At 66.8% G+C, this 25,959-nt stretch carries 23 protein-coding genes; 14 read left to right on the top strand and 9 right to left on the bottom strand.

Annotated elements, in window-relative coordinates; genetic code table 11:
- Positions 1-239: 239 nt before the first annotated feature.
- The 4 genes from imuA (at position 240) to HUT07_RS07655 (ending at position 5,978) form a co-directional block, all read left to right on the top strand.
- Positions 240-854 (top strand): translesion DNA synthesis-associated protein ImuA, encoded by a 615-nt coding sequence (imuA, locus tag HUT07_RS07670; protein WP_176020425.1) that lies wholly within the window; start codon positions 240-242, stop codon positions 852-854.
- 9 nt (positions 855-863) lie between these two features.
- Positions 864-2,273 (top strand): DNA polymerase Y family protein, encoded by a 1,410-nt coding sequence (locus HUT07_RS07665; RefSeq protein WP_176020424.1) that lies wholly within the window; start codon positions 864-866, stop codon positions 2,271-2,273.
- Positions 2,274-2,278: 5 nt separating this feature from the next.
- A complete protein-coding gene (locus HUT07_RS07660; RefSeq protein ID WP_176020423.1) occupies positions 2,279-5,389 on the top strand; it encodes an error-prone DNA polymerase in 3,111 nt (1,036 codons plus the stop codon).
- 82 nt (positions 5,390-5,471) lie between these two features.
- Positions 5,472-5,978 carry a hypothetical protein gene (locus HUT07_RS07655; RefSeq protein WP_176020422.1) on the top strand — a complete coding sequence of 169 codons (507 nt, stop codon included), beginning with the start codon at positions 5,472-5,474 and terminating at the stop codon, positions 5,976-5,978.
- Between the two features lie 102 nt (positions 5,979-6,080).
- Here HUT07_RS07655 and ptsJ read toward each other — a convergent pair whose 3' ends face one another.
- On the bottom strand, positions 6,081-7,367 hold the full coding sequence (gene ptsJ / locus HUT07_RS07650; RefSeq protein ID WP_176020421.1) for a transcriptional regulator PtsJ: 1,287 nt from the start codon (positions 7,365-7,367) through the stop codon (positions 6,081-6,083).
- Between the two features lie 75 nt (positions 7,368-7,442).
- Between ptsJ and HUT07_RS07645 the strand changes: the two genes are divergently transcribed.
- From HUT07_RS07645 to HUT07_RS07600, 10 genes are all read left to right on the top strand, one after another.
- Positions 7,443-8,216 (top strand): YggS family pyridoxal phosphate-dependent enzyme, encoded by a 774-nt coding sequence (locus HUT07_RS07645; RefSeq protein WP_176020420.1) that lies wholly within the window; start codon positions 7,443-7,445, stop codon positions 8,214-8,216.
- Positions 8,213-8,926 (top strand): glutamine amidotransferase, encoded by a 714-nt coding sequence (locus HUT07_RS07640; RefSeq protein ID WP_176020419.1) that lies wholly within the window; start codon positions 8,213-8,215, stop codon positions 8,924-8,926. Before HUT07_RS07645 ends, HUT07_RS07640 begins: the two co-directional genes overlap by 4 nt.
- Positions 8,911-9,135: a hypothetical protein gene (locus HUT07_RS07635; protein WP_176020418.1), complete on the top strand. Its 225-nt coding sequence runs from the start codon at positions 8,911-8,913 to the stop codon at positions 9,133-9,135. The genes HUT07_RS07640 and HUT07_RS07635 overlap by 16 nt, the downstream gene beginning before the upstream one ends.
- A gap of 108 nt (positions 9,136-9,243) precedes the next feature.
- Positions 9,244-9,771 (top strand): hypothetical protein, encoded by a 528-nt coding sequence (locus tag HUT07_RS07630; protein ID WP_176020417.1) that lies wholly within the window; start codon positions 9,244-9,246, stop codon positions 9,769-9,771.
- Entirely contained in the window at positions 9,768-10,307 is a 540-nt protein-coding gene (locus HUT07_RS07625; protein WP_176020416.1) for a hypothetical protein, read from the top strand. Before HUT07_RS07630 ends, HUT07_RS07625 begins: the two co-directional genes overlap by 4 nt.
- A 161-nt stretch (positions 10,308-10,468) precedes the next feature.
- Positions 10,469-10,978, top strand: coding sequence for an RNA polymerase sigma factor (locus HUT07_RS07620; RefSeq protein ID WP_176020415.1), 510 nt, complete (start codon positions 10,469-10,471; stop codon positions 10,976-10,978).
- A complete protein-coding gene (locus HUT07_RS07615) occupies positions 10,975-11,898 on the top strand; it encodes a FecR domain-containing protein (RefSeq protein WP_176020414.1) in 924 nt (307 codons plus the stop codon). The genes HUT07_RS07620 and HUT07_RS07615 overlap by 4 nt, the downstream gene beginning before the upstream one ends.
- A gap of 79 nt (positions 11,899-11,977) precedes the next feature.
- Positions 11,978-14,452, top strand: a complete 2,475-nt coding sequence (locus HUT07_RS07610) for a TonB-dependent receptor (protein ID WP_176022499.1) — start codon at positions 11,978-11,980, stop codon at positions 14,450-14,452.
- Positions 14,439-15,239 (top strand): ChaN family lipoprotein, encoded by an 801-nt coding sequence (locus HUT07_RS07605; protein WP_176020413.1) that lies wholly within the window; start codon positions 14,439-14,441, stop codon positions 15,237-15,239. Before HUT07_RS07610 ends, HUT07_RS07605 begins: the two co-directional genes overlap by 14 nt.
- A complete protein-coding gene (locus tag HUT07_RS07600; protein ID WP_176020412.1) occupies positions 15,232-15,945 on the top strand; it encodes an energy transducer TonB in 714 nt (237 codons plus the stop codon). Before HUT07_RS07605 ends, HUT07_RS07600 begins: the two co-directional genes overlap by 8 nt.
- Here HUT07_RS07600 and HUT07_RS07595 read toward each other — a convergent pair.
- From HUT07_RS07595 to HUT07_RS07560, 8 genes are all read right to left on the bottom strand, one after another.
- Complete coding sequence (locus HUT07_RS07595; RefSeq protein WP_049464364.1) at positions 15,942-16,376, bottom strand: RidA family protein; 435 nt, start codon at positions 16,374-16,376, stop codon at positions 15,942-15,944. The two genes, HUT07_RS07600 and HUT07_RS07595, sit on opposite strands and share 4 nt — an antisense overlap.
- 114 nt (positions 16,377-16,490) lie before the next feature.
- Positions 16,491-17,393, bottom strand: coding sequence for a cation diffusion facilitator family transporter (locus HUT07_RS07590; RefSeq protein ID WP_176020411.1), 903 nt, complete (start codon positions 17,391-17,393; stop codon positions 16,491-16,493).
- 28 nt (positions 17,394-17,421) lie between these two features.
- Entirely contained in the window at positions 17,422-19,710 is a 2,289-nt protein-coding gene (locus tag HUT07_RS07585; protein WP_176020410.1) for an Orn/Lys/Arg decarboxylase N-terminal domain-containing protein, read from the bottom strand.
- Between the two features lie 20 nt (positions 19,711-19,730).
- Positions 19,731-21,083: an arginine/agmatine antiporter gene (adiC, locus tag HUT07_RS07580; RefSeq protein WP_176020409.1), complete on the bottom strand. Its 1,353-nt coding sequence runs from the start codon at positions 21,081-21,083 to the stop codon at positions 19,731-19,733.
- Between the two features lie 78 nt (positions 21,084-21,161).
- Entirely contained in the window at positions 21,162-22,607 is a 1,446-nt protein-coding gene (locus HUT07_RS07575; RefSeq protein ID WP_176022498.1) for a DcaP family trimeric outer membrane transporter, read from the bottom strand.
- Between the two features lie 520 nt (positions 22,608-23,127).
- Positions 23,128-23,970: a thiol:disulfide interchange protein DsbG gene (gene dsbG / locus HUT07_RS07570; RefSeq protein WP_176020408.1), complete on the bottom strand. Its 843-nt coding sequence runs from the start codon at positions 23,968-23,970 to the stop codon at positions 23,128-23,130.
- Between the two features lie 30 nt (positions 23,971-24,000).
- Positions 24,001-24,804, bottom strand: a complete 804-nt coding sequence (locus tag HUT07_RS07565) for a TlpA disulfide reductase family protein (protein WP_176020407.1) — start codon at positions 24,802-24,804, stop codon at positions 24,001-24,003.
- A gap of 85 nt (positions 24,805-24,889) precedes the next feature.
- Positions 24,890-25,957 carry a helix-turn-helix domain-containing protein gene (locus HUT07_RS07560; protein ID WP_176020406.1) on the bottom strand — a complete coding sequence of 356 codons (1,068 nt, stop codon included), beginning with the start codon at positions 25,955-25,957 and terminating at the stop codon, positions 24,890-24,892.
- Positions 25,958-25,959: the final 2 nt, after the last annotated feature.

Below are 25,959 nucleotides of genomic sequence, written 5' to 3'. Positions count from 1 at the left end.
CATGGCGTGGATCTACCGGGGCTCTGTCCAGTAGATCCACGCCATGCGTGGATGCTTTACCCCCTTCAGCAACCTGAAACCCCACCCTCCGATTTCATTAGTAATATTACTCACAAGCCGAGTAGCATGTCCGGTCTCAGCCCTTGATATCGGCCTGTCGATACTCGCTCCATGCCTGCCGTTCCCACCCACTCCTGCCGCTGCCCATCAGCCCGGCACCTCCCCTGGAGGACCGGCTGATGGGTGCCGTCGTCGCCCTCGACCGCCTGCTGGACAGCCGCCAGGTCTGGCGCGGGCCGGCACGCCAGGGGCAGGCCAGCGACCATCTGGCCAGTGGCCACCCGGCGCTGGACGCGCGCCTGCCCGGCGGTGGCTGGCCGGCCAGCGGGCTGTGCGAAGTGCTGCAGGCCGCGCCCGGGGTCGGCGAACTGGCCCTGGTCTGGCCGGCGCTGGCAACGCTGAGCCAGCGCGAACGGCCGATCGTGCTGGTCGCCCCGCCCTACCGCCCCCATGCGCCGGCATGGGCCGCCGCCGGGCTCGACCTGGCCCAGCTGCAGATCATCCACGCCGCACCGAAGCAAGCGTTGTGGGCGACCGAGCAGTGCCTGCGTTCTGCTGCCTGTGCCGCCGTGCTGTGCTGGCCGCAACAGGCCGACGATCGCGCCCTGCGCCGCCTGCAGGTTGCCGCCGACAGCGGCCAGTGCCTGGGTTTCGTGTTCCGCGAGGCCCGCGCCGCCCGCAATCCCTCCCCGGCCAGCCTGCGCCTGCAGCTCGACCACGGCCAGGTGCGGGTGTTGAAGTGCCGTGGCGGGCTGCCACCGGCGCAGCCGCTGCCGCTGGCCATCGCCCACTGAGGCCCCGCCATGCACTGGGCCTGCCTGTTGTTGCCGCAGCTGGCGCTGGACAGCGTGCTGCGCCTGCAGCCGGATCCGCAGCGGCCACTGGTGCTGCTGCAGGGGCCGGCGCAGCGTCGTGTGCTGCGTGCGGTCAGTCCTGCCGCACGGGCCGCCGGACTGCGCCCGGGCATGCTGTTGTCGGCGGCGCAGGTACTGGTGCAGGACCTGCAGCTGCACGACTACGATCCCAGCGCCGAACAGCACACCCGGCAGTTGCTGGCCAGCTGGCTGTATGCCACCAGTTCGCTGGTCAGCCTCGATTTTCCGCATGCGCTGGTGCTGGAAATCGGTGCCAGCCGTGCCCTGTTCGGCGATTGGCTGACGATCGAACAACGCCTGCGCCACGGCCTGCACGAACTGGGCTTCCGCCATCGCCTGGTCGCCGCCCCCAACCCGCATGCCGCGCGCGTGCTGGCCAATGTGCACGATGGCCTGGGCATCGACGCGCAGCAACTGCCCGCCGCACTGGCGCAGCTGCCACTGGCGCGTAGTGGCCTGCCCGTTGATGCGGTGACCGTGCTGGCACGCTCCGGCCTGCGCACGCTGGGTGCAGCTTTCGACCTGCCACGCGAGAGCCTGGCCCGCCGTTTCGCCCCCGAAGTACTGCAGCAGCTGGATGCCGTGCGCGGCCTGGGCAACGCGCCGCTGCGCTATTACCAACCGCCGGACCGGTTCGATGCGCGCATCGAGTTCGAATACGAAATCGAATCCAGCCAGGCCCTGCTGTTTCCGCTGCGGCGCCTGCTGTTGGACCTGGCCGCGTTCCTGTGTTCACGCGATGGCGGCGTGCAGCGTTTCGACCTGCATTTCGAACACGACCTGCTGCCAGCCAGCGTGCTGACCATCGGCCTGCTGGCCCCCGAACGCGACGCGGCGCTGCTGTTCGAGATCGCACGCAACCGCATGGAAGCGTTCGCCCTGCCCGCCGGCAGCCGTGCGTTGCGTCTGCAGGCCGAGCAGCTACCGCCGTTCGTGCCGGCCGCGCGCGATCTGTTCGACACGCGCCCGGCGCAGGCGATGCCATGGAACCAGTTGCGCGAGCGCCTGCGTGCCCGCCTTGGCGATGATGCCGTGCAGCCGCTGGCCGTGCAGGCCGATCATCGCCCCGAACGTGCCAGCGGCACCCAGACACCGGCCAAGCCACCCGCCTGGTGGCCGCTGCGCCCCGGCTGGTTGCTGGATACGCCGCAGCCACTGCGCGATCCGCGCCTGCGCATCGTCGCCGGGCCGGAGCGGATCGAATCGGGCTGGTGGGACCAGGCCGACGCACGCCGCGACTATTACGTGGTGGAAACCGCGCAGGGCCAACGCGGTTGGGCCTTCCGCACGCGCAATGATCCGCATGCGCCGTGGATGCTGCACGGCTGGTTCGGTTGATTCCCATGCACACCGACCTGCCCGGGTACGCCGAGCTGCATTGCCTGTCGGCCTTCAGTTTCCAGCGTGGCGCCTCGATCGCCGAGGAACTGTTCGCGCGCGCGGCCGGCCAGGGCTATCGCGCGTTGGCGATCACCGACGAATGCTCGTTGGCCGGCATCGTGCGCGCGTGGCAGGCGGCGAAGACACACGGCGTGGCCCTGATCGTCGGCGCCGAGTTCCAGGTTGAAGACGGGCCGAAACTGGCCCTGCTGTGCACCGACCAGGAGGCCTATGCCAGCCTGTGCCAGCTGATCACTACCTGCCGGCGGCGCGCAGGCAAGGGCGAATACCGCTGCCTGCGCGAAGATCTGCACGCCCTGGCCGACGGCCTGCTGTGCCTGTGGCTGGACCGGCAACCCGATGCCGGCCATCTGCAACTGCTGCGCGCAGCGTTCAACGACCGCCTGTGGCTGGCGGTGGAGCTGCACCACGAACACGACGACACGCGCCGGCTGCAGCAGTCGCAGGCTTTCGGCGAACGCCACCAGTTGCCACTGGTGGCCAGCGGCGATGTGCACATGCACGTGCGCCGACGCCGCGCCCTGCAGGACACGCTGACCGCGATCCGCCACCGCTGCAGCGTGGCCGAAGCCGGCTGGCGCCTGTTCCCCAACGGTGAGCGCCACCTGCGCCCGCGCACCTCCCTGGCCCAGCTGTATCCCCCCGCGCTGCTGGCCGAGACCCTGCGCATCGCCGAACGCTGCCACTTCACCCTGGACCAGTTGAAGTACACCTATCCCCGCGAACTGGTGCCCGAAGGCCACGACCCGGACAGCTGGCTGCGCGTGCTGGTCGAGCGCGGCATTCCGTGGCGCTGGAAGAAGGGCATCGAGCCAGCCCAGCGCAAGCAGATCGAACACGAACTGGCGCTGATCAAACAGAAGAACTACGCCTCCTATTTCCTCACCGTGCAGGACATCGTGCGCTTCGCCCGCAGCCGGGACATCCTCTGCCAGGGCCGTGGCTCGGCTGCCAATTCGGCGGTGTGTTTCGTGCTGGGCGTGACCGAGATCGACCCGGCGCGCAGCAACCTGCTGTTCGAACGCTTCATCTCCGCCGAGCGTGATGAACCACCGGATATCGACATCGACTTCGAACACGAGCGCCGCGAGGAAGTGCTGCAGTACGTGTTCAACCGCTATGGCCGCGAGCGTGCCGCGTTGACGGCTGTGGCGATCAGCTACCGTGGCCGCAGCGCGATCCGCGATGTCGCCCGTGCGCTGGGCCTGCCGATGGACCAGGTCAACGAACTGGGCGCGGCGATGGACCATTGGGGCGGCAACATCCCGCTGCCGGAAACCCTGCGCGAGCGCGGTTTCGATCCGGAAACACCGTTGATGCGCCGGTTGCTGGCATTGACCGCCGAGCTGATCGATTTCCCCCGCCACCTGTCGCAGCATCCGGGCGGCTTCGTGATTTCCGAACACCCGCTGTCGACGCTGGTGCCGGTGGAGAACGCGGCAATGGCCGACCGCACCGTCATCCAGTGGGACAAGGATGACCTGGACGCCACCGGCCTGATGAAGGTCGACTGCCTGGCGCTGGGCATGCTCACCGCCATCCGCAAATGCCTGGCCATGCTGCACCAGCACGGGCTTCACAGTGGGCGCATGGATGCGATCCCCGATGAAGACAAACCGACCTACGACATGATCTGCGCCGCCGACACCATCGGCGTGTTCCAGATCGAGTCGCGCGCGCAGATGGCGATGCTGCCACGCATGCAGCCGCGCGAATTCTACGATCTGGTGATCGAAGTCGCGATCGTGCGCCCAGGCCCGATCCAGGGCGACATGGTCCATCCCTACCTGGAGCGTCGGCGGATCCTGCGCGAACAGGGCCCGGAAGCGTTGAACGATCCAGAAAATCCACTCTATCCCGCGCGGTTGGAGCGCGTATTTGCCCGCACGCTCGGTGTGCCCTTGTTCCAGGAACAGGTGATGCAGCTGGCGGTGGATGCAGCGGGCTACACTGCAGGCGAAGCCGACGCACTGCGCCGCTCGATGGCCGCCTGGAAGCGCCGTGGCGGCCTGGAACCGCACCGCGAAAAACTGCTGACCGGCATGCTGAAAAACAACTTCAGCCTGGAATATGGCGAACACCTGTTCGAGCAGATCAAGGGCTTCGGCGATTACGGCTTCCCGGAAAGCCACGCCGCCAGCTTCGCCCTGCTTACCTATGCCAGCTGCTGGCTGAAGTGCCATCACCCAGCCGCGTTCGCCGCCAGCCTGATCAACAGCCAGCCGCTGGGTTTCTACAGCCCCGACCAGCTGCTGCAGGATGCGCGCCGGCATGGCATCACGGTATTGCCGGTGGACGTGCGCCACAGCGACTGGGACTGCACGCTGGACTTCAGCAAAGGCGCGGCGGCAATCCGCCTCGGCCTGCGCCTGGTTGATGGCTGCAGCGAACCGGCCGCGCAGGTCATCATGCGCGAACGCGCGCGGCGTCCGTTCGACGATGTCGGCGACCTCTGCCAGCGCACCGCACTGGATCGCCGCCAGCAGGGCCTGCTCGCCGATGCCGGCGCCCTGCGTGGTCTCAGCGGCCATCGTCATCGTGCGCGCTGGGATATTTCCGGCGTGGAAAATCGCCTGCCATTGTTCGACCAGGCCCGCGCCACCGCCGAAGCGCGCGTAGCCCTGCCCCTGCCCAGTGCCTGGGAAGACATGCAGGCCGATTACCGCAGCACCGGCACCACCCTTGGCCGCCATCCGATGTCGTTCCTGCGTGCGCAACTGCGGACCCGCGGTTGCCTGGATGCCGCGCAACTGGCCAACCACAGCCATGGCCGGCGCGTACGCATCGCCGGCCTGGTACGCATGCGCCAGCGCCCGCAGACCGCCAGCGGCGTCACCTTCCTTACCCTGGAAGATGAAACCGGCATGGTCAATGCCGTGGTCTGGCGACATCTGGCCGACCGCCAGCACCACATCCTGGTAGACACGCAGCTGATGCAGATCGATGGCCGGCTGGAACGCGTGGATGGCGTGCAGCATGTGATCGTGCAACGCATGCACTGCCTGGATGAACTGCTGCAGGGACTGCGCAGCCACAGCCGCGATTTCCATTGACGATACACACCGTCACACAATGGACTGGTCACGACCAACCGGATTCCGCTATCGTCAGTCACGTCCAAGGAAGGAATACACAATGGCTCGTGCCCTGACCCTGACCACCCTGGTGGTCGCCATACTCGCGTTGCTCGTTTCCGGCTGGACCGCCTGGAACCTGCATCGCAGCCAGTCACCGCAACGCGTGATCGAAGCGCGCGGCCTGATCATCCACGATGCCAGCGGCCAGCCGCGGGTGATCCTCGGTGCGCCGGTCCCCGATCCTCTCAGCCAGGGCCGCCCGCAAGGGCCGCGTGCCGCCGCGCTGTCCGGCCTGATCCTGCTCGGCCCCGATGGTTCCGAGCGCGGCGGCTACGGCACCAGCGACCGGGGTGGCGAAGCCCTGCTGACTCTTGATGATGCCACCGGCACCACCGAAGTCTTCAAAGTGGTCGCCAACCCGGATCGCGGCGCCAGCCTGATGGTCAAGCACCAGAACAACACCGGCGCCATGCTGAGCTCCTGGCAGGGCAAGCCGGAACTGGTTTTCCTCGATGACAGCGGCCAGTCCTACTACGTGCGACCCGGTGCGAACGCCGCGCCGTGATCTGCTTCTTCAGCGTCGAGCCATGCTCGACTGCTTCCACCAACAGCAGCCGAGCATGGCTCGGCTCTACAAAGGCGAAACAAAGTCGAGCCCAGCTCGACGCTACACCCCGCATACCGCCGCCAGGTCATCAGCCAATCGCCGTTGCTGCGGCGGGCCGAGTGCCGCACAGGTGATGCGCAGCCCATGCGCAGGTGCAGACACGGCAAACACCTCGCCCCCACGCACATGCCAGCCACGCGCCGCCAGCGCCAGCACCTGCGGCGTACTGTCGGCCGACAGTGGCAGCCACAGATTCAAGCCTTCCATCGGCATGGGTGTCGGCAACCCACGCGCCCGCAGAAGCGCCTGCAGCCCCTGCAGCCGCTGCTGGTAGCGCTCACCGGCCGCCGTGACCTTCGCCCGTTGCTGCGCCGACTCCAATACCGCACTGGCCGCATCCTGCAACAGATGGCTGACCCAGCCGGTGCCCGCTGCCAATCGCAGCCGCAGGCGCGCGGCGGTCTGCCCATCGCAGGCCAACCAGGCCACGCGCAGGTCCGGGCCCAGCGCCTTGGACAACGAACGCAGCAGCGCCCAACGCCGACCATCCATCGGCAATGCCGAGTGATAGGCCTGTTGCGAAAGCAGCGCGTAGTGGTCGTCAATCAACACCGCCACCTGCGGATAGCCGGACAGCAACTGACGCAGCGCACGCGCACGCTTCGCATCCAGGCTGGCGCCGGTGGGATTGTGTGCGCGTGGGGTCAGCAGCACCGCACGTGCGCCTGCATCCAGCGCCTGCCGCAGCGATTCCACCTGCATGCCGTGCGCATCCACCGCCACCGGCAACGGCGCATGCCCGGCCGCCCCGAGCACATTGAGGCTGCCCAGGAAGCAGGGGTCCTCCACTGCAATGCGGTCCCCCGGCAGCAGCCACGCCGACAGCAGGCGCTCGATGCCATCGACCGCGCCGTGGGTCAGTTCCAGCGCATAGCCCGGCGGGCAATCGGCATCCAGCGAGGCTCGTGCCAGGCGTTGCATGCGGATATCAACCGTCTCCACCCCATACAGGCGCGAGGCCGTCGCAGCCACGCGCAGGCTGGGCAGGCAGCGCGGATCCGGATTACCACCGGCCAGGTCGTGCAGCGCCAGGCCCGGTGCACTGCCCTCGCGCGCCATCGTCGCTGGCAGGCCGCGCACCACGGTGCCGCGACGTCCCGCCGTACTGGCCAGGCCTGCCGCATCCAGCCGCTTGTAGGCGGCGGCCACGGTATTGCGGTTGACCCCCAGCTGATCGGCCAGATCCCGCACCGGCGGCAGTACGCTGCCCGCCACCAGGTGGCCACTGCCGATGCCCTCTCGGATGCTGTCGAAGATCGCCTCGGCGCTGCTCCCGGTGATTTTCATTTTGTCCTATGCCAAACTATCTCTTGTCCTGTGCCAGTGTATCCCACCCTGGCCACCCCGCACCGGAGGTGCCCCATGTCCCTCGCCCCCGCCGACTGGCCCGTCGCCCAGTCCGTCGAACAGATCGCCGCCAACCTCGCCATCGTGCGACAACGCATCGCCAGCGCCTGTACCCGCGCCGGTCGTGATCCGGCCAGCGTGCGCCTGCTGCCGGTCAGCAAGACCGTCGATGAAGCGCGCATCCGCATGGCGGTCGCCGCCGGTTGCCACGAACTGGGCGAGAACAAGGTACAGGAGGCGCAGCGCAAGGCCGAGTCAATGGCAGACCTGGGTGTGCATTGGTCGGTCATTGGCCACCTGCAGACCAACAAGGCCCGCTACGTCGCACGCTTCGCCAGTGAGTTCCAGGCGCTGGACAGCCTGCGCGTGGCCGAGGCACTGCAGCAACGGCTGCTGCTGGAGAGCCGTACGCTGGACGTGTTCGTACAGGTCAACACCTCGGCCGAGCCCAGCAAATACGGCCTGGAGCCGGCCGCAGTGGCCGACTTCGTGCAGCACCTGCCGGCCTTCGACCGCCTGCGCGTGCGCGGCCTGATGACCCTGGCCATCTTCACTCCGGAGGTGGAACGCGTGCGCGCCTGCTTCGTGCGCCTGCGCGAGCTGCGCGATCAGCTGCAGCAGACGGCACCGGCTGGCCTCGATCTGTCGCAGCTGTCGATGGGCATGTCCGGCGACTTTGAAGTCGCCATCGAGGAGGGCGCCACTGTCGTCCGCGTCGGCCAGGCGATCTTCGGTGCGCGCTCCACGCCCGACAGTTTCTACTGGCCCACCCCGGGAGCACCGGCATGAAGCGCGCTGTTGCCCTGCAGCACGTCGCCTTTGAAGATCTCGGCACCCTGTATCCGCTGCTGCTCGCGCAGGGATGGCAGGTGCAGGTCCTGCAGGCCGGCGTGGATGCACTCGATGCCGCCGAAGATGCCGATCTGCTGGTGGTGCTGGGGGGCCCGATCAGCGTCAATGATGAAGCGGCCTATCCGTTCCTTGCCGACAGCATCGCGTTGCTGCAGCGTCGGCTGCAGCAGCAGCGACCAACACTCGGCATCTGTCTCGGCGCTCAGTTGATCGCGCGCGCACTACACGCTGGCGTCGCCCCCACCGGTGGCAAGGAAATCGGTTTCGCACCGCTGCTGCTCACCGATGAAGGGCAGCGCTCGCCATTGCAGGCATTGCAGGGCATCCCGGTGCTGCATTGGCATGGCGAAGCCTTCGAACTGCCGGTGGGCGCGCGGCGCCTTGCCAGCACGCCCGCCTGCCGCCACCAGGCATTCTCCATCGGCCACCACGCCCTCGCCCTGCAATGCCATCCCGAACTGGACGCGCGTCAGTTCGAGCGCTGGTTGATCGGCCACGCGCTGGAACTGGCCGAGGCTGGCATCGACCCCATCGACCTGCGTGCGCAGGCCCGGCGCTATGGCGGGCCTCTGGCCGCCGCGGCGACCGCGATGTTCCATCAGTGGCTGCACGACCTGCCGGAGACCCGCCCATGCACTACCGCCTGACCATCCAGCACAACGGCATCCATTGGGGCCATGTCGACTGCGACGGCCCCAATGCGCTGCAACGCATCGATGCCATCGCCGCACGCCTGCCCGCTGCCGAAGGCTTCACCCTGCAGCGGCAGAAGGGCATCGGCGAGGAACGCATCCTCTCCAGCACCGCCGAGGGCCTGCGCGTGCTGGCCGCACAGATCCAGTACCGCGATCTTTGACCATCGTCATGGTAGTGCCGGTCGCTGGCCGGCACCCGGCGCGAGAACACGTTTGCCGGCCAGCGGCCGACACTATCCGGCTCCCCACTCCCATGCGAAGCTTCACGCATGCTGAAACTGCCACGCGGCACCATCGACGGCCTGCGCATTGCCCCGCGCTGGCCCGCGTCACAGGTCGTCCTCGAGGCCGAGGTCCTGCAGCGCCTGCTCGATGCGCAGGCACTGCTGCCGCCAACGTTGCGTCTGCTGATCACCCGCGGCTTCGAATGCAGCCAGGGAACACTGGGGGGCTTCCGGCGCATGGTCCGGCGGCTGGGCATCGCCGTGTTCCGCTGCTGCTATCGGCACCGCCATGATGAGATCGACGCCATCTTCGGCGCCAATGGCCACGACCTGGACGGGCGTCATGTAGATGTCTCGCTGGTCCTGCATGGTCAGCGCCTGCGCCTGCTTCCGCTGGGCGTGTTCACTCCACTGCGCTGGCAGCAGCACCGCGTCAGCCGCCATGCCGACGCCGTTGCCGCGGCCGGGGATGCGCTGCAGCGGTGCGGCTTTGATCTGCACCCCAACGCCACGGAGCGCCTGCAGATCCACTGCGACTATCGCGGCAGCACGCTGGCGGAACCATCGCAGTGATCGATGTTCCACGCGCATTGCGGGCAACCTGTACCGACCTTCAGCAACGGCTGGGCCGGATCGACAACCTGTCGGCCAATGGTGAACGCAGCCTCATCCTCGGCGGAGAGCTGCTGCGGTTCCCCTATCGCATCTACGCTGACGCCACTGACCTGTTCCGACTCGCATCCCAACTGCAGGGCGATACACGTGCCCTCTGCCTCTGCCTGCTCTCGCGTCACTGCGACGGACATGTACGGCAACGTGCGATCGAGACGCTGGGGCCCTCGCCGATGCCCTGGGTGCATGCCTTCCACATCGCGTTGCTGGGTGAGTACGTGGATGAGATCGCATCGGCCGTGGCGATCCAGGTGCAGCAGACCGGCCTGCAGCGCTATGCGGCGCTCATCGGCGAGAACCGCGCCTTCGTCGACCTCTGCCGACAACGCGCCACCAGCTACTGGGATGCCTACCATCGCTCCCGCTACCCCAGCTTGCGTTTGTTCCCTGCGCACCGCTTGCTGCTGCAGATGGCACATGCCGCGCGCTCGACCTGACGCGCTCTGCACGCACCCTCGCACGTCCGCGGGCTAGTACAGCAAGGCATGCGCGCCAAGCAATCATCGCCCCTAGATGCAAATGATTCTCTTTTGCTGTAAGGTGACGCCGCTGCCCTTGCCGCCGCGGGCTGTTCCCTTCCCCAGCCTTCGTCCGCCCCGTGCCCACGCCTGTCGAATCGACGGATGTCGCGCAGCTGTGCGCCGCCCACTACCGGCCGCTGCACGCCCACGTCCGTCGCAAACTCCCGCAACGCAGTGACGCCGATGATGTCGTCCAGGAAACCTGGCTGCGTGTCGTCAAAGTTGCCGCCAGCGGCCTGCTCAGCAATGGCCGCGCCTATCTGTATCGCGTCGCCCACAACCTGATTGCCGACCACTATCGCCTGATCCAACGGCGTCGCGAAGAGGCCCTGGATGACGCGCAGCTGCAGGCCATCGCCGATCCCGCCCCGTTGCCCGAGCAATGCCTGCTCGATGCCGAACAACTGCGTCACCTCGATGCGATCATCGCCGCCCTGCCGCCGCGCTCGCGCGAGGTGTTCCTGCTGGCGCGCATCGAGCAGTGCAGCCTGGCCGACATTGGCCGCCAGCTCGGCATCAGCCGGCAGACCGCACATGGCCATCTGCTGCGCGCGCTGGTGGCCCTGCAGCAGGTGCCGACCGCATGAGCCAGGATCCGATCGCCCGCGAAGCTGCACGCTGGTGGCTGCATGCACACGACGAACAGCGTGACGAAGTCGCCTTCACCCAGTGGTATGAGGCCGATCCGCGCCACGCGGCCCAGTACCAGCATCTGTTGCAGCTGTGGCAGGCCGGCGCAGCGCTGCCGAGCGTGCAACGGCAGCAACAGCGTCGACAACGCCGGCGCCTGCGCGAAGCCGGCATCGCCGTGCTGCTGCTGTGCGCACTCGGCATCTATACCCGGCACAGCGCCCCCCTGCCGGAACAGACACTGCGCACGGCATCCGGCGAGATCGAAGAGGTGCGCCTGGAAGACGGTTCACGCCTGCAGCTCTCGCCCGACAGCGAACTGGGCGTGCGTATCGATGCCAACCGGCGTGCGTTGCAGCTGCGGCACGGCCAAGCCTGGTTCCAGGTCGCACCTGATCGTGACCGTCCGTTCCAGGTACATACGCCGCACGGTACGGTCACGGCGCTGGGTACTGCCTTCGACATCGCGGTCAGTGGTGATGCGAGCGTAGTGACCGTCACCGAACACCAGGTGCGCGTGGACAGTGGCACGGGCAGCCGCGAAGCGGCCGCCGGCCAGCAGCTGCGCTTCGATGGCACTGCGCCCGCGCCCGCACTTGCAGCAACCCCAGCGCAGCTGGCATGGCGCGAACGCCGGCTGGCCTGGATCTCCGCGCCACTGGCTGACGTCGTGCAGGATCTGGATCGCTGGCACGGCGGCCGCACCTGGATCGCCGGCGACGCACTGCGGCAGCAACCGGTCACGGTGCTGGCCGACGCCGATGCGGCAGCGCGCAGCCGCGACCAGCTGGCCGTCGCGCTGCACGTGCGCGTTGTCCGTATCGGGCCCAACCTGCAGGTGTGGCTGCCGGCGAAGGCATCGTCCGATGCGCGCTGAACGCATCGACCCTGACATCCGGGCCACTGCTGCGTCTTCCCAGGGTGACGACGCACTGCGTCACTCCCTGGAGCCCCCGATGCTGTCCCACCGCCCCCTTGTCCTCGCGCTGTCTCTTGCCTGCGCCGGTATCGCCCCCGTGCTTGCTGCCACCGCGCCGGCACAGACCAGCGCAACCCGCCACTACGATATTCCTGCCCAGCCGCTGGTCACCGCACTCGACGCTTACAGCCGCCTCAGCGGTGTCGACCTGGTGATCGGCCGTGCCCTTCCTGCCAGCCAGAGCGCGCCCGCCCTGCAGGGTGACTTCGACGACGCCCAGGCATTGGCACGGCTGCTGGCCGGCAGTGGCCTGCGCGCGCGCTTCATCGATGCGCGCCGTGCCACTCTCGAACCGGCCCCGGCCAGCACCGACGATGGCAGCCGCCAGACCGGCCCGCTGCGCGTGCAGGGGCGCAGCGCCCATGCCATTGCACCGGGTGCCGGGGCGAGCCAGTACGTTCCGGCCACGCAGGACGGCTTCGCACCGACGGTCGGCAGCGAGCGCGTTGCCATGGCCGAACGGCAGGATGGCAACAGCCTGCTGCGCTCGATGCCCGGCACGCACAGCTTCCACTCGCGCAGCCAGCCCGGCCTGCAGGTCAACATCCGCGGCATGGCCGGCGCAGGCCGGGTCAACACCATGATCGACGGCGTCACCCAGACCTTCCGCAACAACGCCGGCCATGGCTCGGGCGGTCCGTTCGCCTACGTGGACCCGTTCCTGCTGGCAGGCGTCGACGTACAGCGCGGCGCGGTCAGCGGTGGTGATGGTGCCGGCACGCTGGCCGGCAGCGCCAACTTCCGCACCCTGGACATCGAAGACCTGGTCTCCGACGGCCGCGAGTGGGGCCTGCGCGCAGGCTATCGGCATGGCAACAACGGCTATGGCAGCGGACGTACCTTCGCCGGTGCCTGGCGTCACAGCGAAGACGGTGGCGATCGTCAGTTCGGCCTGTTGGCCGCCGCCAGCAGCAGCCGCAGCAGTGAATACGCCACTTCCCACGGCCAGAAGAACACCGCCGACCCAGGCAGCCAGCAGCCCAGCAGCTGGCTGTTGAAAGCGCGCCTGCAACCCAGCGACCAGCACCGCCTGGACCTGAGCCACATGCACTATGAAAACGACTTCTACCACAACTACCCGTGGCAGATTTCCGCTCGCAACCAGCGGGCCAGCTACCACTACACGCCCTACTCGCCGTGGATCGACCTGCGCGCCAGCTTCGCCGCCAACAAGACCCGCCTGTTCTATCCGCCCGTGGAAGATTCCAGCTACATCGGCCGGCGTACCCACAGCAGCCTGAGCAGCTGGACCGTGGACAACACAAGCCGTTTCGACATCGGCGCCGTACAGGCTCGCTGGAACACCGGCATCAAGCACCAGTCGGACATCTTCGTTGCCGATACCCCGACCCTGCGTGGTGCCAACCCACAAGGGCGCAGCCAACTCGACAGTGTGTTCACCACGCTGCAGCTGCAGTACGACATCTACGCGCTGTCGGCGGGCCTGCGCCAGGACCGCTACAACATCCGCGGCCACGTCCCCACCTGTTCGGATGTGCCTGGGCAATGCCTGGAGATCGGCGGCGGTGGCATCGACGTCGATCGCACCCAGCATGCGCTCAGCCCCAGCCTCTCGCTGTCGGTGCAGGCCACCGACTGGCTGCAGCTGTTTGCCGAAGTCTCGCGCACCTCGCGGCCGCCGCGCGTGCAGGAAATGTTCTTCGAGAAGATCCCGCTGGAAGGCATGAGCGATGCCGACGGCGTCGGCGCCAACCCCTTCCTGCGCCGCGAACGTTCGCGCAACCTGCAGTTCGGCGCCAACCTCAGCGCCAGCTCGCTGCTGGTCGACGGCGACCTGGCGCAGCTGCGCCTGACCCGCTTCGACAACCGCATCCGCGACTACATCAAGCCGCAGTACCTGCTGATCGTGCATCCGCCGGAAGTCGAACCGTTCGTGGTGCCGATCGACAGCGACCCGCAGCTCAACGCGTGGACCGACAGCCTGGAGGTGGACGACTTCAGCACCACCACGCGCTGGATGAACCATCCCGGCGTGGTGCGCATGCGCGGCCTGGAACTGGAAGCGCACTACGCCAGCGAGCACTACCACGCCACCCTCAGCTGGACCCGCTCGCATACCAGCGCGCCAGCCATCGAATTCGTCAACCTGGAAGACATCACCGCCCTGCCCGACCGTTACTGGACGCTGGATGTCGGCGGCCGCTGGTGGCAGCAACGCCTGCAGGCAGGGGTGCGCGCCGAGTACTCCGGCCCCACCGAAGAGGGCTACGACTTCTTCCAGACCCGCAAGACCGGCGGCACCGGCGTGCTGCTGGATTTCTACGCCAGCTTCAAGCCACAGGCCAACACCACGCTGTGGCTGAACATCGAAAACCTGCAGAACAAGGCCTATGACAACAACGCCTCCATCGACAGCATCTTCAGCCCGGTGCTGGATCGCGGCAACGGCCGTGGCCGGACCGTTTCGGTGGGCGTCAATGTGGCGTTCTGACCGACGCTGGCTGGCGCTGGGGTTGATCGCGCTGGCGGCAGCAGCCAGCGCGCAGCCGATGCCCGGCAAAGTGATCGATCTGGCCAGTGGCACAGAACTGGATCAGGCTGACTTCGCGCAGCGGGTTGCCGCCGCCGAGCGCGTGCTGCTCGGCGAACGTCACGATGTCGATGCCGACCATGCAGCCGAACGCTGGCTGCTGCAGGCACTGCAGCAGCAGCGTCCGCAGGGTGCGCTGGTGCTGGAGATGATCGCCAGCGACCGCCAGCCGCGACTGCAGCGCGTGCAGCGCTGGCTGGACAAGGGCCGTCAGGTCGAACCGCAGCGCCTGGCCGAACTGCTGGACTGGGATCCCCGCTGGCCATGGACACGCTATGGCGGATTGGTGCGGATCGCCGCCGATAGCAGCATCCGCCTGCACGGCGGCAACCTGTCGCGCCCTGAAGTCAACGCACTGCTGGCGTCATCGCCCGCCGTCGTGTTCCCGGTCGACGGCGCACGGCAGCGGTTGTCAGCGGTGGTACTGGCCCAGCACGCCGGCGCCGCGCCCATGCTCGACGGCATGCTTGCGGTTCAGCACGCACGCGACACGCGGATGGCACAGGTGTTGATGCAGTCGACGCCCCCTGCCCTGCTGGTCGCCGGCCGCTGGCATGTGCTGCGTGGCACCGGCGTGCCCGGCTATCTGCCAGCATCTGCGCCATCGTTGGTGATCGCGCTGGCATCAGCCGGCGAAGCGGTGGCGGGCGATGATGCCGACCTGATGTGGGTGGTCAGCGATGAGTGAGCGTCGGCAGCACTGGCAAGCGGTGACGATCAGCATCGGGCTGCACCTGCTGCCGTTGCTGCTGTTCGTCCATTGGGTGTCCACCCCGCCGCCGCTGCCGCCTCCCGAACAGGACGTGCGCATCAGCCTGCGCCTGCTGGCACCGGCCACGCCCCCGCAGCCGGTGGAAGAGCTGCAGGCCGAGCGCCCCAGCCAGGCGCAGCAATCGCGGGCGGCCGAAGCGCGCAAAGCACCCCCGCCGCCACGGGCTACGGCGGCCCCCGAAGGCAACCTCGCCGCCAGCGAGAAGAATGGCGACGGCCACCAGCCCTTGCCCGTGGCCCCGCCTGCGGCCGCGACCGATGCCCGTTCCGCACCGGCATCGATCACGGCCGCACCGCCCGCCCCGGACGCACCACCGGCGGACTTCCAGGCCGGCGCCGCCAGCGACCAGTGGGAAGCCCGCCTGATGGCGCGGCTGGAGCGTTACCGCTACTACCCCGCCGTAGCGAGGTCGCGGCGCCAGCAGGGCACCGCATGGGTCAGGGCCAGCATCAGCCGCGACGGCCACCTGCTGGCATTGCGCCTGGAGCAGCCCAGCGGACAGCCGATGCTGGATGAAAGCGCGCTGCAGACATTCCGACGCGCGCAGCCCCTGCCGCGGATTCCAGAAGAATTGCCGGCTCCGCAGGAACTGGTGGTGCCGGTGGAGTACTACCTGCGCTAGGCGCTGTAGGCCTCGGCCTCGATCTCGAACAGCATTCCGTCCAACGCCAGCCGCGGCACCGGAATCAGCGTGCAGGTCGGTGCCGGGCGATTGGCCCAGCGCCGCCGCACCTGGCGGGCGATGATGCCCAGGCGGTCCTCATCGTGGTCGACCACCAGGATCCGCAGTCGCGCAACATCGGTCAGGTCCGCATGGGCCGAGCGCAGCGCGGTCTGCAGATTGTCCAGTGCCTGCGACACCTGCTCCTCGAAGCTCGGCGACAGGTTTCCCTGGTCATCTTCGCCACCCTGCCCGGCGATATGGATCACACGCGCTGGCAGTCGTACCACCGCCACGTGCGAATATCCGTTGGCACTGGGATCGTGCAGGCCAGGGGGATCGAACAGGTCCAGCAGGCCATGGCTGAAGTCTGGAGTGGTCAGCAGGTTCATACCGCATGCCTCGTGGGGAATGCGAGGCAGTCTGCGACCTCAACTGCTGTTGAGGTCAAACCCATTGCATGCAACAGAGCGGCCCACCGCACGCAACGATCGGCGGCAACAACATCAGGTCCACGCCGGGTCCGCAGTGAAATCGATCGTCAGCCAGAACGTGCTGCTTCGCGCGTCCATCCGCACCGCGATCTCATCGCGCATCGCATCCACCTCGCCCACCGTGCCCAGCGGCGTCGACGGCGAGGTCAGGATGTGGATTTCGATGAACCGCATCCGCCCCATCTTCGCGACATGGCTGGTGAAGCCGGCATAGCCATGCTCGGCCACGAATGCCTGCATCACCTGCTGCACGCGCTCGTCCAGGTCATCGGGTGCCACCTGCAGCACTTCCCGCATGGCCTTCCACGCACTGCGCGCCGGCACCGGCAACACCGCCAGGCTGATCAACGCCAGCACGATCGAATCCAGATAGGGCACCCAGTGGTGCCACTGCCCACCGTGCAGCGCCAGCGCCAACACGAACGCCAGCACCACCGCCAGGCTCATCAACCCACCCAGCAGCCAGCCGCGCACATCCAGCCACAGCAATGCCGACTGCAACCTGCGCGCACGCTGCGCCACGAACGCGGCCATGCCCAGGTTGCTGGCGCTCAGCAACGCCGCCCACCACAGCGCAGGCCCGAACTTCACTTCGTGCCCGCCGGTGGTCAATCCAATGACTGCGTTGGCCAGCGCATACACGCAGGCCAACGACAGGATCACCCCACCCAGCGCCTCGACCATCGGCTCCAGGTGCCAATAGCCATACTGGAAGCGCGGGCTGTGTTCCCGCGCCACCAGCCGCAGCACCGACAACGACACCAGGGTCAGGGCGACGTCGACCAGGCTGTAGATGCCGTCGAACAGGATGGCCTGCGATCCCACCAGCAGGCCACCGATGAAGCCGACCGCGCTGACCGCCACGGTGACCCCGATCGAGAACTTCAGGATGCGTTGCTCACGCGCGGTATCCATCGTTCGCCGAAGGGCCGACCGTACCGGCTCAGGCCTTCAGCACCTCCACCTTGTAGGACGGCACGTCGCCATCGCGCTCGATGATAAGGCCATGCACGTCCGACTCGAAGCCCGGGAAGCGCGCGTTCTGCTCGCGGGCGATGCGCAGCGACTGGATGATCGGCTCGTCGCGGTCGCCGAAGCGCTCGCCCGGCATGATCGTCGGGATGCCCGGCGGGTACGGCACCAGCATCGTCGCAGCGATACGACCGCTGATCTGCTCGATGTCGACCCGCTCGATCTCGCCCTTCACCAGGTGGTTGTAGGCATCAGCCGGGGTCATCACCGGTGTCGGCAGGTCCACGTACATCTCACGCATCACCTTGGCCACCGCAAATTCCTGGTTGAACGCATGCAATGCGTCGCACAGGTCGCGCAGGCCCCAGCCGGCATACGCAGCAGGGTAATCGGCGGCAAGCGACGGCAAAGCCTGGCTCAGCGGCGCGTTGCGGTCATACAGCTCCTTGAACGCCATCAGTTCAGTAACCAGCGTGCTCCACTTGCCCTTGGTGATGCCCATCGAGAACAGGAACAGCACCGAGTACAGATTGGTCTTCTCCACGGTGATGCCGCGGCCCCACAGGAACTTGCTCAGCACCGCTGCCGGGATGCCCAGCTTGCCCATGCTGCCGTCCATCGACAGACCCGGGGTCAACAGGGTCACCTTGATCGGATCGATCAGCACATAGTCGTCGACCAGGTTTTCGAACCCATGCCAATGCGCATCGGGCTGCAGGTACCACTCCTCGCGCTTGGCGACCAGCGGCGCCGGCGTATCCCCCTTGTCCAGGCTGCGCTCGACCTGGGTCGGCTGCCATACACTGAACCACCAGTCATCGCGACCCAGATCGTCGCGCACGTGCAGCATCGCCCGGCGGAAGGCAATCGCCTCGTCGTGCATTTCCTGCACCAGCGATCGACCGGCATCGCCCTCCATCATCTTCGAAGCCACATCGCACGCGGCGATCACCCCGTAGTGCGGGCTGGTCGAGGTGTGCATCATGAACGCTTCGTTGAAGCGTTCGGCGTCCAGGTCGCGGCTGGCCGAGTTGCGCACATGGATCATCGACGCCTGCGAGAACGCCGCCAGCAGCTTGTGGGTCGAATGCGTGGTGAAGATGATCGCATCCTGCTCGCGCGGCTTGCCCTTGGCCATGCCGTAGTGGTTCTCGTAGAACGGATGGAATGCGGCATAGGCATACCAGGCTTCATCGAAATGCAGGAAGTCGACCGCGCTGCCGATCTCATCGGCGATCTTCTCGGCGTTGTAGCACAGGCCGTCGTAGGTCGAGTTGGTCACCACCGCGATGCGCGGCTTGGAGCCGGCGTGGTAGGCCTGGCTGGCCAGCGGATTGGCGGCGATGCGCTGCTGCAGTGCTTCCGGGGTGAACTGGTCCAGGCTGATCGGACCGATGATGCCGTGCGCGTTACGGCTGGGCGTGAAATACACCGGCACCGCGCCGGTCATGATCAACGAATGCAGCAGCGACTTGTGGCAGTTGCGGTCGACGAACACCACGTCGCCGCGGGCCACGGTGCCGTGCCACACGATCTTGTTGGCCGTCGACGTACCGTTGGTGACGAAGAAGGTATGGTCGGCACCGAAGTTGCGGGCCGCCTCGTTCTCGGCGTCCTTGATCGGGCCGGTGTGGTCAAGCAGCGAGCCCAGCTCCGGCACCGAGATCGACAGATCGCTGCGCAGCGTGTTCTCACCATAGAACTGGTGGAAGGCGCGCCCGACCGGTGACTTGGTGAAGGCCACGCCGCCGGCATGGCCCGGCGTATGCCAGGAGTAATTCGACTCGGCCGCGTGATGGATCAACGCCTTGAAGAATGGCGGCAGCAGGTTCTGCATGTAGTCTTCGGCCGCACGCATCACCTGCCGCGAGATGAAGCTCTTGGTGTCTTCGAACAGGAAGATGAAGCCGTGGATGTACTTGAGCAGCTTGCTCGGCACCTTCTCGATGGTGCGGCGCTCACCGTACAGGAACACCGGCAGGTTGGCGCGGCGCGCGCTCTGCTCGCGCAGGAAGGCGGTCAGGCGCTGGAACTCACCATCGACCTCCTCGCTACCGTCGATCGAGATCAGCACCGCCGACGCGGCCACATAGGTACGGGCGCCGGCGCGGGCGTCGTCCAGGTTCAGGCCGCACAGCACGCGCTGGTCGCCGCTGCGCAGCTCTTCCACCAGCGCGCGGATGAGAATGCCGCCGATGCGCGGTGAATCGTAGTCGCCGTCAATGACGATGACCGGATAATCCAGGGACTTGAAATACACGTTGTTTCTCCTTGTCTAACTCAGGAACGCTGGGCGCCGGACGAAATCGCCGCCGCCTCGCGGGAACGCTGCCGCTGCTGGCGACGCTCCTCGCTGAAGAAGGGATAGAACACGGTGATGAACAGCACGAACAGGAAGGCGTACTGAACGATCGTTCCCGACGAGCCGTAGATCGCCCACAGGCAGTACACGACGGTCAGGCTGGTCAAGGTCCAGAACGCGCCGGTGTGGATGATGGTGTGCGAGCGCTCGACCACGAAGTAGCAGGCCACGCAGGAATAGATGTAGGGCAGCAGGGTGAGCACCACCGCGGCCGAGGTGATCACATCGAACTGGGCCGAGGCGGTCTTCGAGGTGGAGGTCACCAGCACCGCCAGGGTCATCAGCACCGCCACGATCAGCACGCCCTTGACCGGCACATCGTCCTTGTTGGTCTTGCTGAAGATGCTCGGGAACAGGCCATCGTCGGAGGCCGCCTTGGCGCTCTGCGCGGTCAGCAGGATCCAGCCGCCCAGCGAGCCAGCGGCGCCGATGAACGCACACAGACTGACCAGCGCACCACCCCAGCCACCGACTGCCTTGGCCGCGGCCAGCGCGAACGGTGCATCGGAGGTCTGCAGTTCGCCGTTGGGCACCATGCCCATGATCACCGACGAACTGGCGATGTAGGCGATGGCGGCCAGGAACACACCGGCCAGGGTGGCACGGGCCACGTTCTTTTCCGGGTTCTCCACCACGCCAGCGGTGACCGAAGCGGATTCAACGCCGATGAAGGCCCACAGGGTCAGCGCCGCAGCGCTGGAGATCGCACCGAAGTTCGATTCGCCGGATACGTTGTAGGCACCCTTGAAGATGTCGGCGTCGAAGAAGAACCAGCCGAAGATGGCGATGCCCAGGATCGGCACCAGCGCGAAGCTGGTGGTGACCGTCTGCACGCGGCTGACGAAGGCCGGGCCGATCATGTTGGCAAAGCTCAACGCCCACACCAGGATCAGCACCGCGATGCAGCGCACCAGCGGCTCGGACAGGATCGGGAAGAAGTAACTGAAGTACCCGACCGCCGCGATGGGAATGGCGACGTTGCCGATCCAGTTGGCAAACCAGTAGATGGTGTTGGTCTGGAAGCCCATGTAGGGGCCGAACCAATCACGGGCATACGCGTACGGGCCGCCCGCCTTGGGCGCCAGCTTGCCGAGCTTGGCGAACACGAAGGCCAGCAGCAGCGCACCGGCCGTGGTGATCAGCCACCCCCAGATCGAGGCGGTACCAATCTTGGCCAGGCTGGAGGGCAACAGGAACACGCCTGAGCCCATCATGTTGCCGGCGACGAGGAAGGTGGCTCCGACCACCCCGATTTTCTTTGCTTCTGCCATGACAATCTCCTGTACCTGGCATGGGCCCGGTGAATCCGGGCGTGGGGAATGGCTACGCTGGCGTGCTGCCGCTGGCGCCTATTTGATGAAGTTGTATTGCAGGCTGCCCTGCACCCGGACCGTGTCGCCGCGTGCTCCGTCCTGCTGCTGCAGACGGCCGTACAGCAGCTCCATGCCCATTGTCCACGTCGGTGCCGGACTCCAGATCAGGTTGAACACGCCGTAGCGGCTTTGCCGGAATGCATCGGTCGGCAGCGCTGCATTGCGCTCCAGGGTCAGCTGGCCGTAGATCAGGTTCGAGCGCCACAGATCCGACCAGTAATGGGTGTAGCCGACGAAGCCGCCGTGCAGGTCCAGTGCATCGATGCGCCCATCGGCACCCACCACGGCATCCAGACCGGAGCCGGTGAGGTCGGCCGTGTAGCGGCTCAGGCCACGGCCGCCCAACGCGCCGAACAGCAGCAGATCGCGTTCCCCCACCGAGGCGGAGCCACTGAGCTGCGCGCCACCGGCAAAGACACGGTCACGACGGGCATCGCCGTCGTAGGCCAGATTGCGCGCCACGACGCCCAGTTGCAGATGGCCCCAGTCGCGCTCCATGCGCGCGATGGCACTCACATCCGGCAATCGATTGACTGCCGCCAGCGTATCGCTGGCACCGGCCAGCTCGGTGTCCGGGTCTTCGGCGGCCAGCGTCAGGGTGTTGCCCTTGCCCAGCGCAAAGCTGTGATGGATGCCAGCCACGAGCAGATAGCCGGCGCCACCGGGGCCAGCAAAATCCAGCGTATCGGGCAGGCTGTCCGGATCCATGAAGCTGGAATAGCCATAGCCTGCGTAGGTGTTGCCCAGCTGGCCATAGGCATGGCGCAGGCGGAATTCATAGCCATCGCTGCTGCCGAAGAAATCATTCTCCAGATAGAAGCGCAGGTTGCCGCGCGTCGTCGGCCGCCGCGCCTCGAAGCTGAAGCGCGTCTGCTTGGCGTGGATGTTGAAGTTGGAGACGTCGCGATGATCGCCGCCCACCGGCATCGACGAAGGAATGAACTGATCCTCGTCCCCCGCGCCGCGCGAATCTGCAATCGCATCGAGCTTGGCGTAGCCACCGATACGGATCACGGTGTCGGTACCGGGGATGGCAAAGAAGCCTTTCAGGTCGGGATCGGTGGGGCCGGCGGCACTGTCTGGACGCGAGGCTGCCGTTGAAGGATCGGCCACCGATTCACGCTGTGGCAGCACCGGCGGCGCCACGCCATGCACCTGGGTGGGGTGCAGGACGCCAGTGATTGGCGCCAACACGGTCGCCTGCGATGCAGCGGGCACCGCCGACGGCACCGCAGAAGGAGGCACCGCCGCAGCCGCATGCTCCCCACGTCGTTCAAGCTGGTCAAGCCGCTGCTGCATGCCTTCCAGCGTCCGCCGCATCGCGTCGATCTCCCGACGCAACGCCTGCGCATCCTCCTGTGCATGCAACGGCATCGCTGCCATCGCCGTCAGACACCCCAGACTCAGTACCGCCAAGCGCATTGCATCCTCCCCGGACTGGAACGCCCGCTGTTCGGCCATGCAGCGCGCGTGCGCCGCCCCGACCTCAACGAGCCGTTGCTGGAAATGCAGGTACTGCGTGGACGACCGTCGCCAGCCTGCGCGTTGCAGGCAACAGGGCGATGACACTGCCCCGAATGCCCAGGCTGCGCCGCAGCCGTTACCACTGCGGCAGTGCTGCCGAAGGGGTGGCGACCGCAGCGGTCTGGGTAGCAAGCGTTGGGTGAGAATGTCGTGAATGGCACGGCACACTGCCCCGCGCGAGGGCGTGACATATGCGGCATCCATCGCGCAGTGACGCTGTATTCCATGCGCCAAGGCTAGTTCAAATGTCGTTTTTGGCCTTGATTGGGATCAAGGCGAAATGCTTGATGTCAGTCACGATTCAGAGGTGACATCTGTTCATGAGGTGCGCAGCCCTCATCGCCGCGATTGTCGCAGAAAGCAACAGGCCCGCACGTTGCCATGCGGGCCTGTCGATCAGTACAGCATGACGGAGGCCTCAGCGCGGACCGAGTACCGCCTGCAGATCGTTGCCCTGCGGAAGGCCGGCACGTCGCTGCACCTGACCCTGAGCATCCTGGAACAGGATGCCAGGCGTGCCCTGGAAGCCCATCTCAACCATCAGCACCTGGTTGGCATCCAGTTTGGCTGCGATCTCCCGGCTGATGCTGGGCAGCGGCTTGATGCCACCACGGTCGAACTGATGCTCGTTCTCCAGCAGTGCCGCACTGGGATCGCGTGCGGCCATGATCGCCGCCGCCTTGGCCGGGCTGTCCTCACGGATCACACCGACCATGATGTGCCGCAACTGCACCTTTCCTGCGTCCACCCAGGGACGTGCCGCCTCCCAGAACTTGTGGCAGTAAGGGCAGTTGGCATCACTGAAGGTGTACACCACACGCGGTGCATCCGCCTTGCCATCGCGTACCCAGGCACTGGATTCCAGCTTGCTCCACATCTTGGCCGACATCGGCGCAGCAACCAGCTTCTCCAGCGTCTCGGCCGCAACCTCGTTGCCTTCGGCGTCGAACAGGCTGCCCACCAGCACATGCTTGCCATCGGCGGTCACGTAGGCCGCCGCCGGCTGCTGCCCGCCAACCATGCCGGCAAAACCGCGCAGGCCACCCGGGGCGTCGAATTCGGAGACCACCTCGAAGCCATGCTTCTCGATGCCCTTCAGGACAGCCGGCAACTCACCCTTCTTGGCCGCTGCCGAGGCCGAAGCTGTTGCCGGTGCAGCAGCATCCTTGCCCGGCGGGGTCTGTGCCTGGCTGCAGGCAGCCAGCGCCAGCATGGCGGGCAGCATCAGCGTATGCGCGATGCGCGGGGAAATCGACAACATGGAAACTCCGTAGTGAGATGCCAGCGCAGGCTACCGCAGCCGGCGCAGTTTGTGTTCAAGACCGGCCTGGGTCAGTTCGCCGAGATGCAGTTCCTGCAATCGTCCCTGCGCATCGAAGAACAGCGTGGAAGGAAAAGCCCGGACGTCCAGCGTGGACGACGCAGCCGACGCCTCATCCAGCAGCACATTGCCCAGCGCGATGTGTTCAGCGGCAAGAAAGGTCTGGACCTCCGCAAGGGTCTCGCCCTGGTTGAGGAAGACGAACTGGACGTCGGCATGTTTCTGCTGGGCCGTCGCCAGTACCGGCATCTCCCGGCGACACGGGCCACACCAGCTGGCCCACAGATTCAGCACCAGTGGCTTGCCACGAAAGTGCTCCAGGTCAATCGCCCTACCCTGCAGGTCGACCACCTGCAGCGCGGGCAGTGGCATCTGCTGTGCCTGCCAGTACGCCAGCCCCTGGCTTGCGCCACCCCACAACAACACCCCAACCAGCGCACCCGCCAGCACCGGCACCCGCAACGGGCGCCGCCTGCGCAGCCGCCACAGCGCCCAGACAAATCCAGCGCCAATGACAACGGGCAGGTGATACCCACCATCGGCAATCTGCAGCACGCTCCAGGGTGCTTCACGATAGAGGCTGAAATGCGCTGCGACAAAGGACAACCGGCCGCACAGCAGGCCAACCAGCAGCATGTCCAGCACCATTCCAGCTGCCGGCGGCCGGTCCTGACCAGGCGCAGCACGCGACCAGATTCGCGCAATGGCCATCGCCAGCAGCAGGAAGATCAGAATCAACACCACCGGCATCGGCACCGGTCCAACACTCGACATCAGCTCACCCGCTTTCGCCTGCACAGACCCGCATGGTCAAAGCGCCGTGCCCGCGTTGCAAGTGCGGCGCATTCAACGTCGTTCATCAAGCGGCGTTGCGACCCAGTTGTGCGCCCGGTGAGGCGCTCAGTCCACGCAGGCTGCCGGCCACGGCAGACGTCAGCGGTCGATCGCGGCGCTTGCTGCTTACGTGGCGACGATAGTTGGCGGGTGTCATGCCGACGATGCGCAGGAACAGCCGGCGGAATGCGCTCTGATCCGCGTAACCCACACCCCAGGCAACTTCATCGATGCTGGCGCCCTGCTGCAGCAGCGTCTGCGCCTTGGCCACCCGCAGTCGCTGGCAGTATTCGATGGGCCGCAACCCGGTCGCTTTCAGGAAGCGGCGCTGCAGGGTTCGCGGCTCCAATCCGGAAATCTCACAGATCGCCCCCAGCGTGGCCCCACGCGCAGCCGTGGTGTGCAGCCAACGCTGCGCCTTCAGCACGTCACGGTCGCCGTGGGCAAAATTGGCACTGAATCGCTCGAGATCCTGCTGGATCCCCACCGGCACCACGATCCCCAGCTGCTGCGCCACCGCGCTGGCAACGCCCTGGCCATGCAGCCGGTAAAGCAGCCGCAGGCCAAGGAAGCGCCACGCCTGTGCGCCGCCTACGGTAAGCAGATCGCCATCATCGACGAGCGCGCGTTCACTGGGCGCCCAGCCGCCGACCTGCACCTGCAACGCCGGATGACGATTGAGGTCAGGGCCGGATACCGTACGCCCCGTCAGCAGCCCGGCCCGCGCCAGCACACTGACCCCATCGCCCGCAGCGGCCAGCAGGCTGCCGCCGTCGTAGTGCGCCCGCAGCCAATCCAGCAGGACATCCTCGGCACGCACCGAGGCGCTGGAACTGACCTGACCCGGCAAAGCGATCACCGCAGGAATGGCCGCATCCAGCATCTCGGCACCGGCAATGCGATGCACCCCGGTATTGCTGGCCGGCACAATCCAGCGGGTGACCAGCACCCGTTTGCAGGGCCGCCGCTGCTGTTGAGCCAGGCGATTGGCGACGTGCGCCATTTCGGCAAGCACCGACGCAGCCGACGGGTCACCTCCCGGGTATTCAACCACCGCAACCTCGACGAATCCTTCGCTCCTGATTCCCTCCACTC

This window comes from Stenotrophomonas sp. NA06056 (assembly GCF_013364355.1).
Taxonomy (GTDB): Bacteria; Pseudomonadota; Gammaproteobacteria; order Xanthomonadales; family Xanthomonadaceae; genus Stenotrophomonas.
Note: the sequence above shows the minus strand (reverse complement) of the source record. Positions and strands in the feature narration are given on the sequence as shown.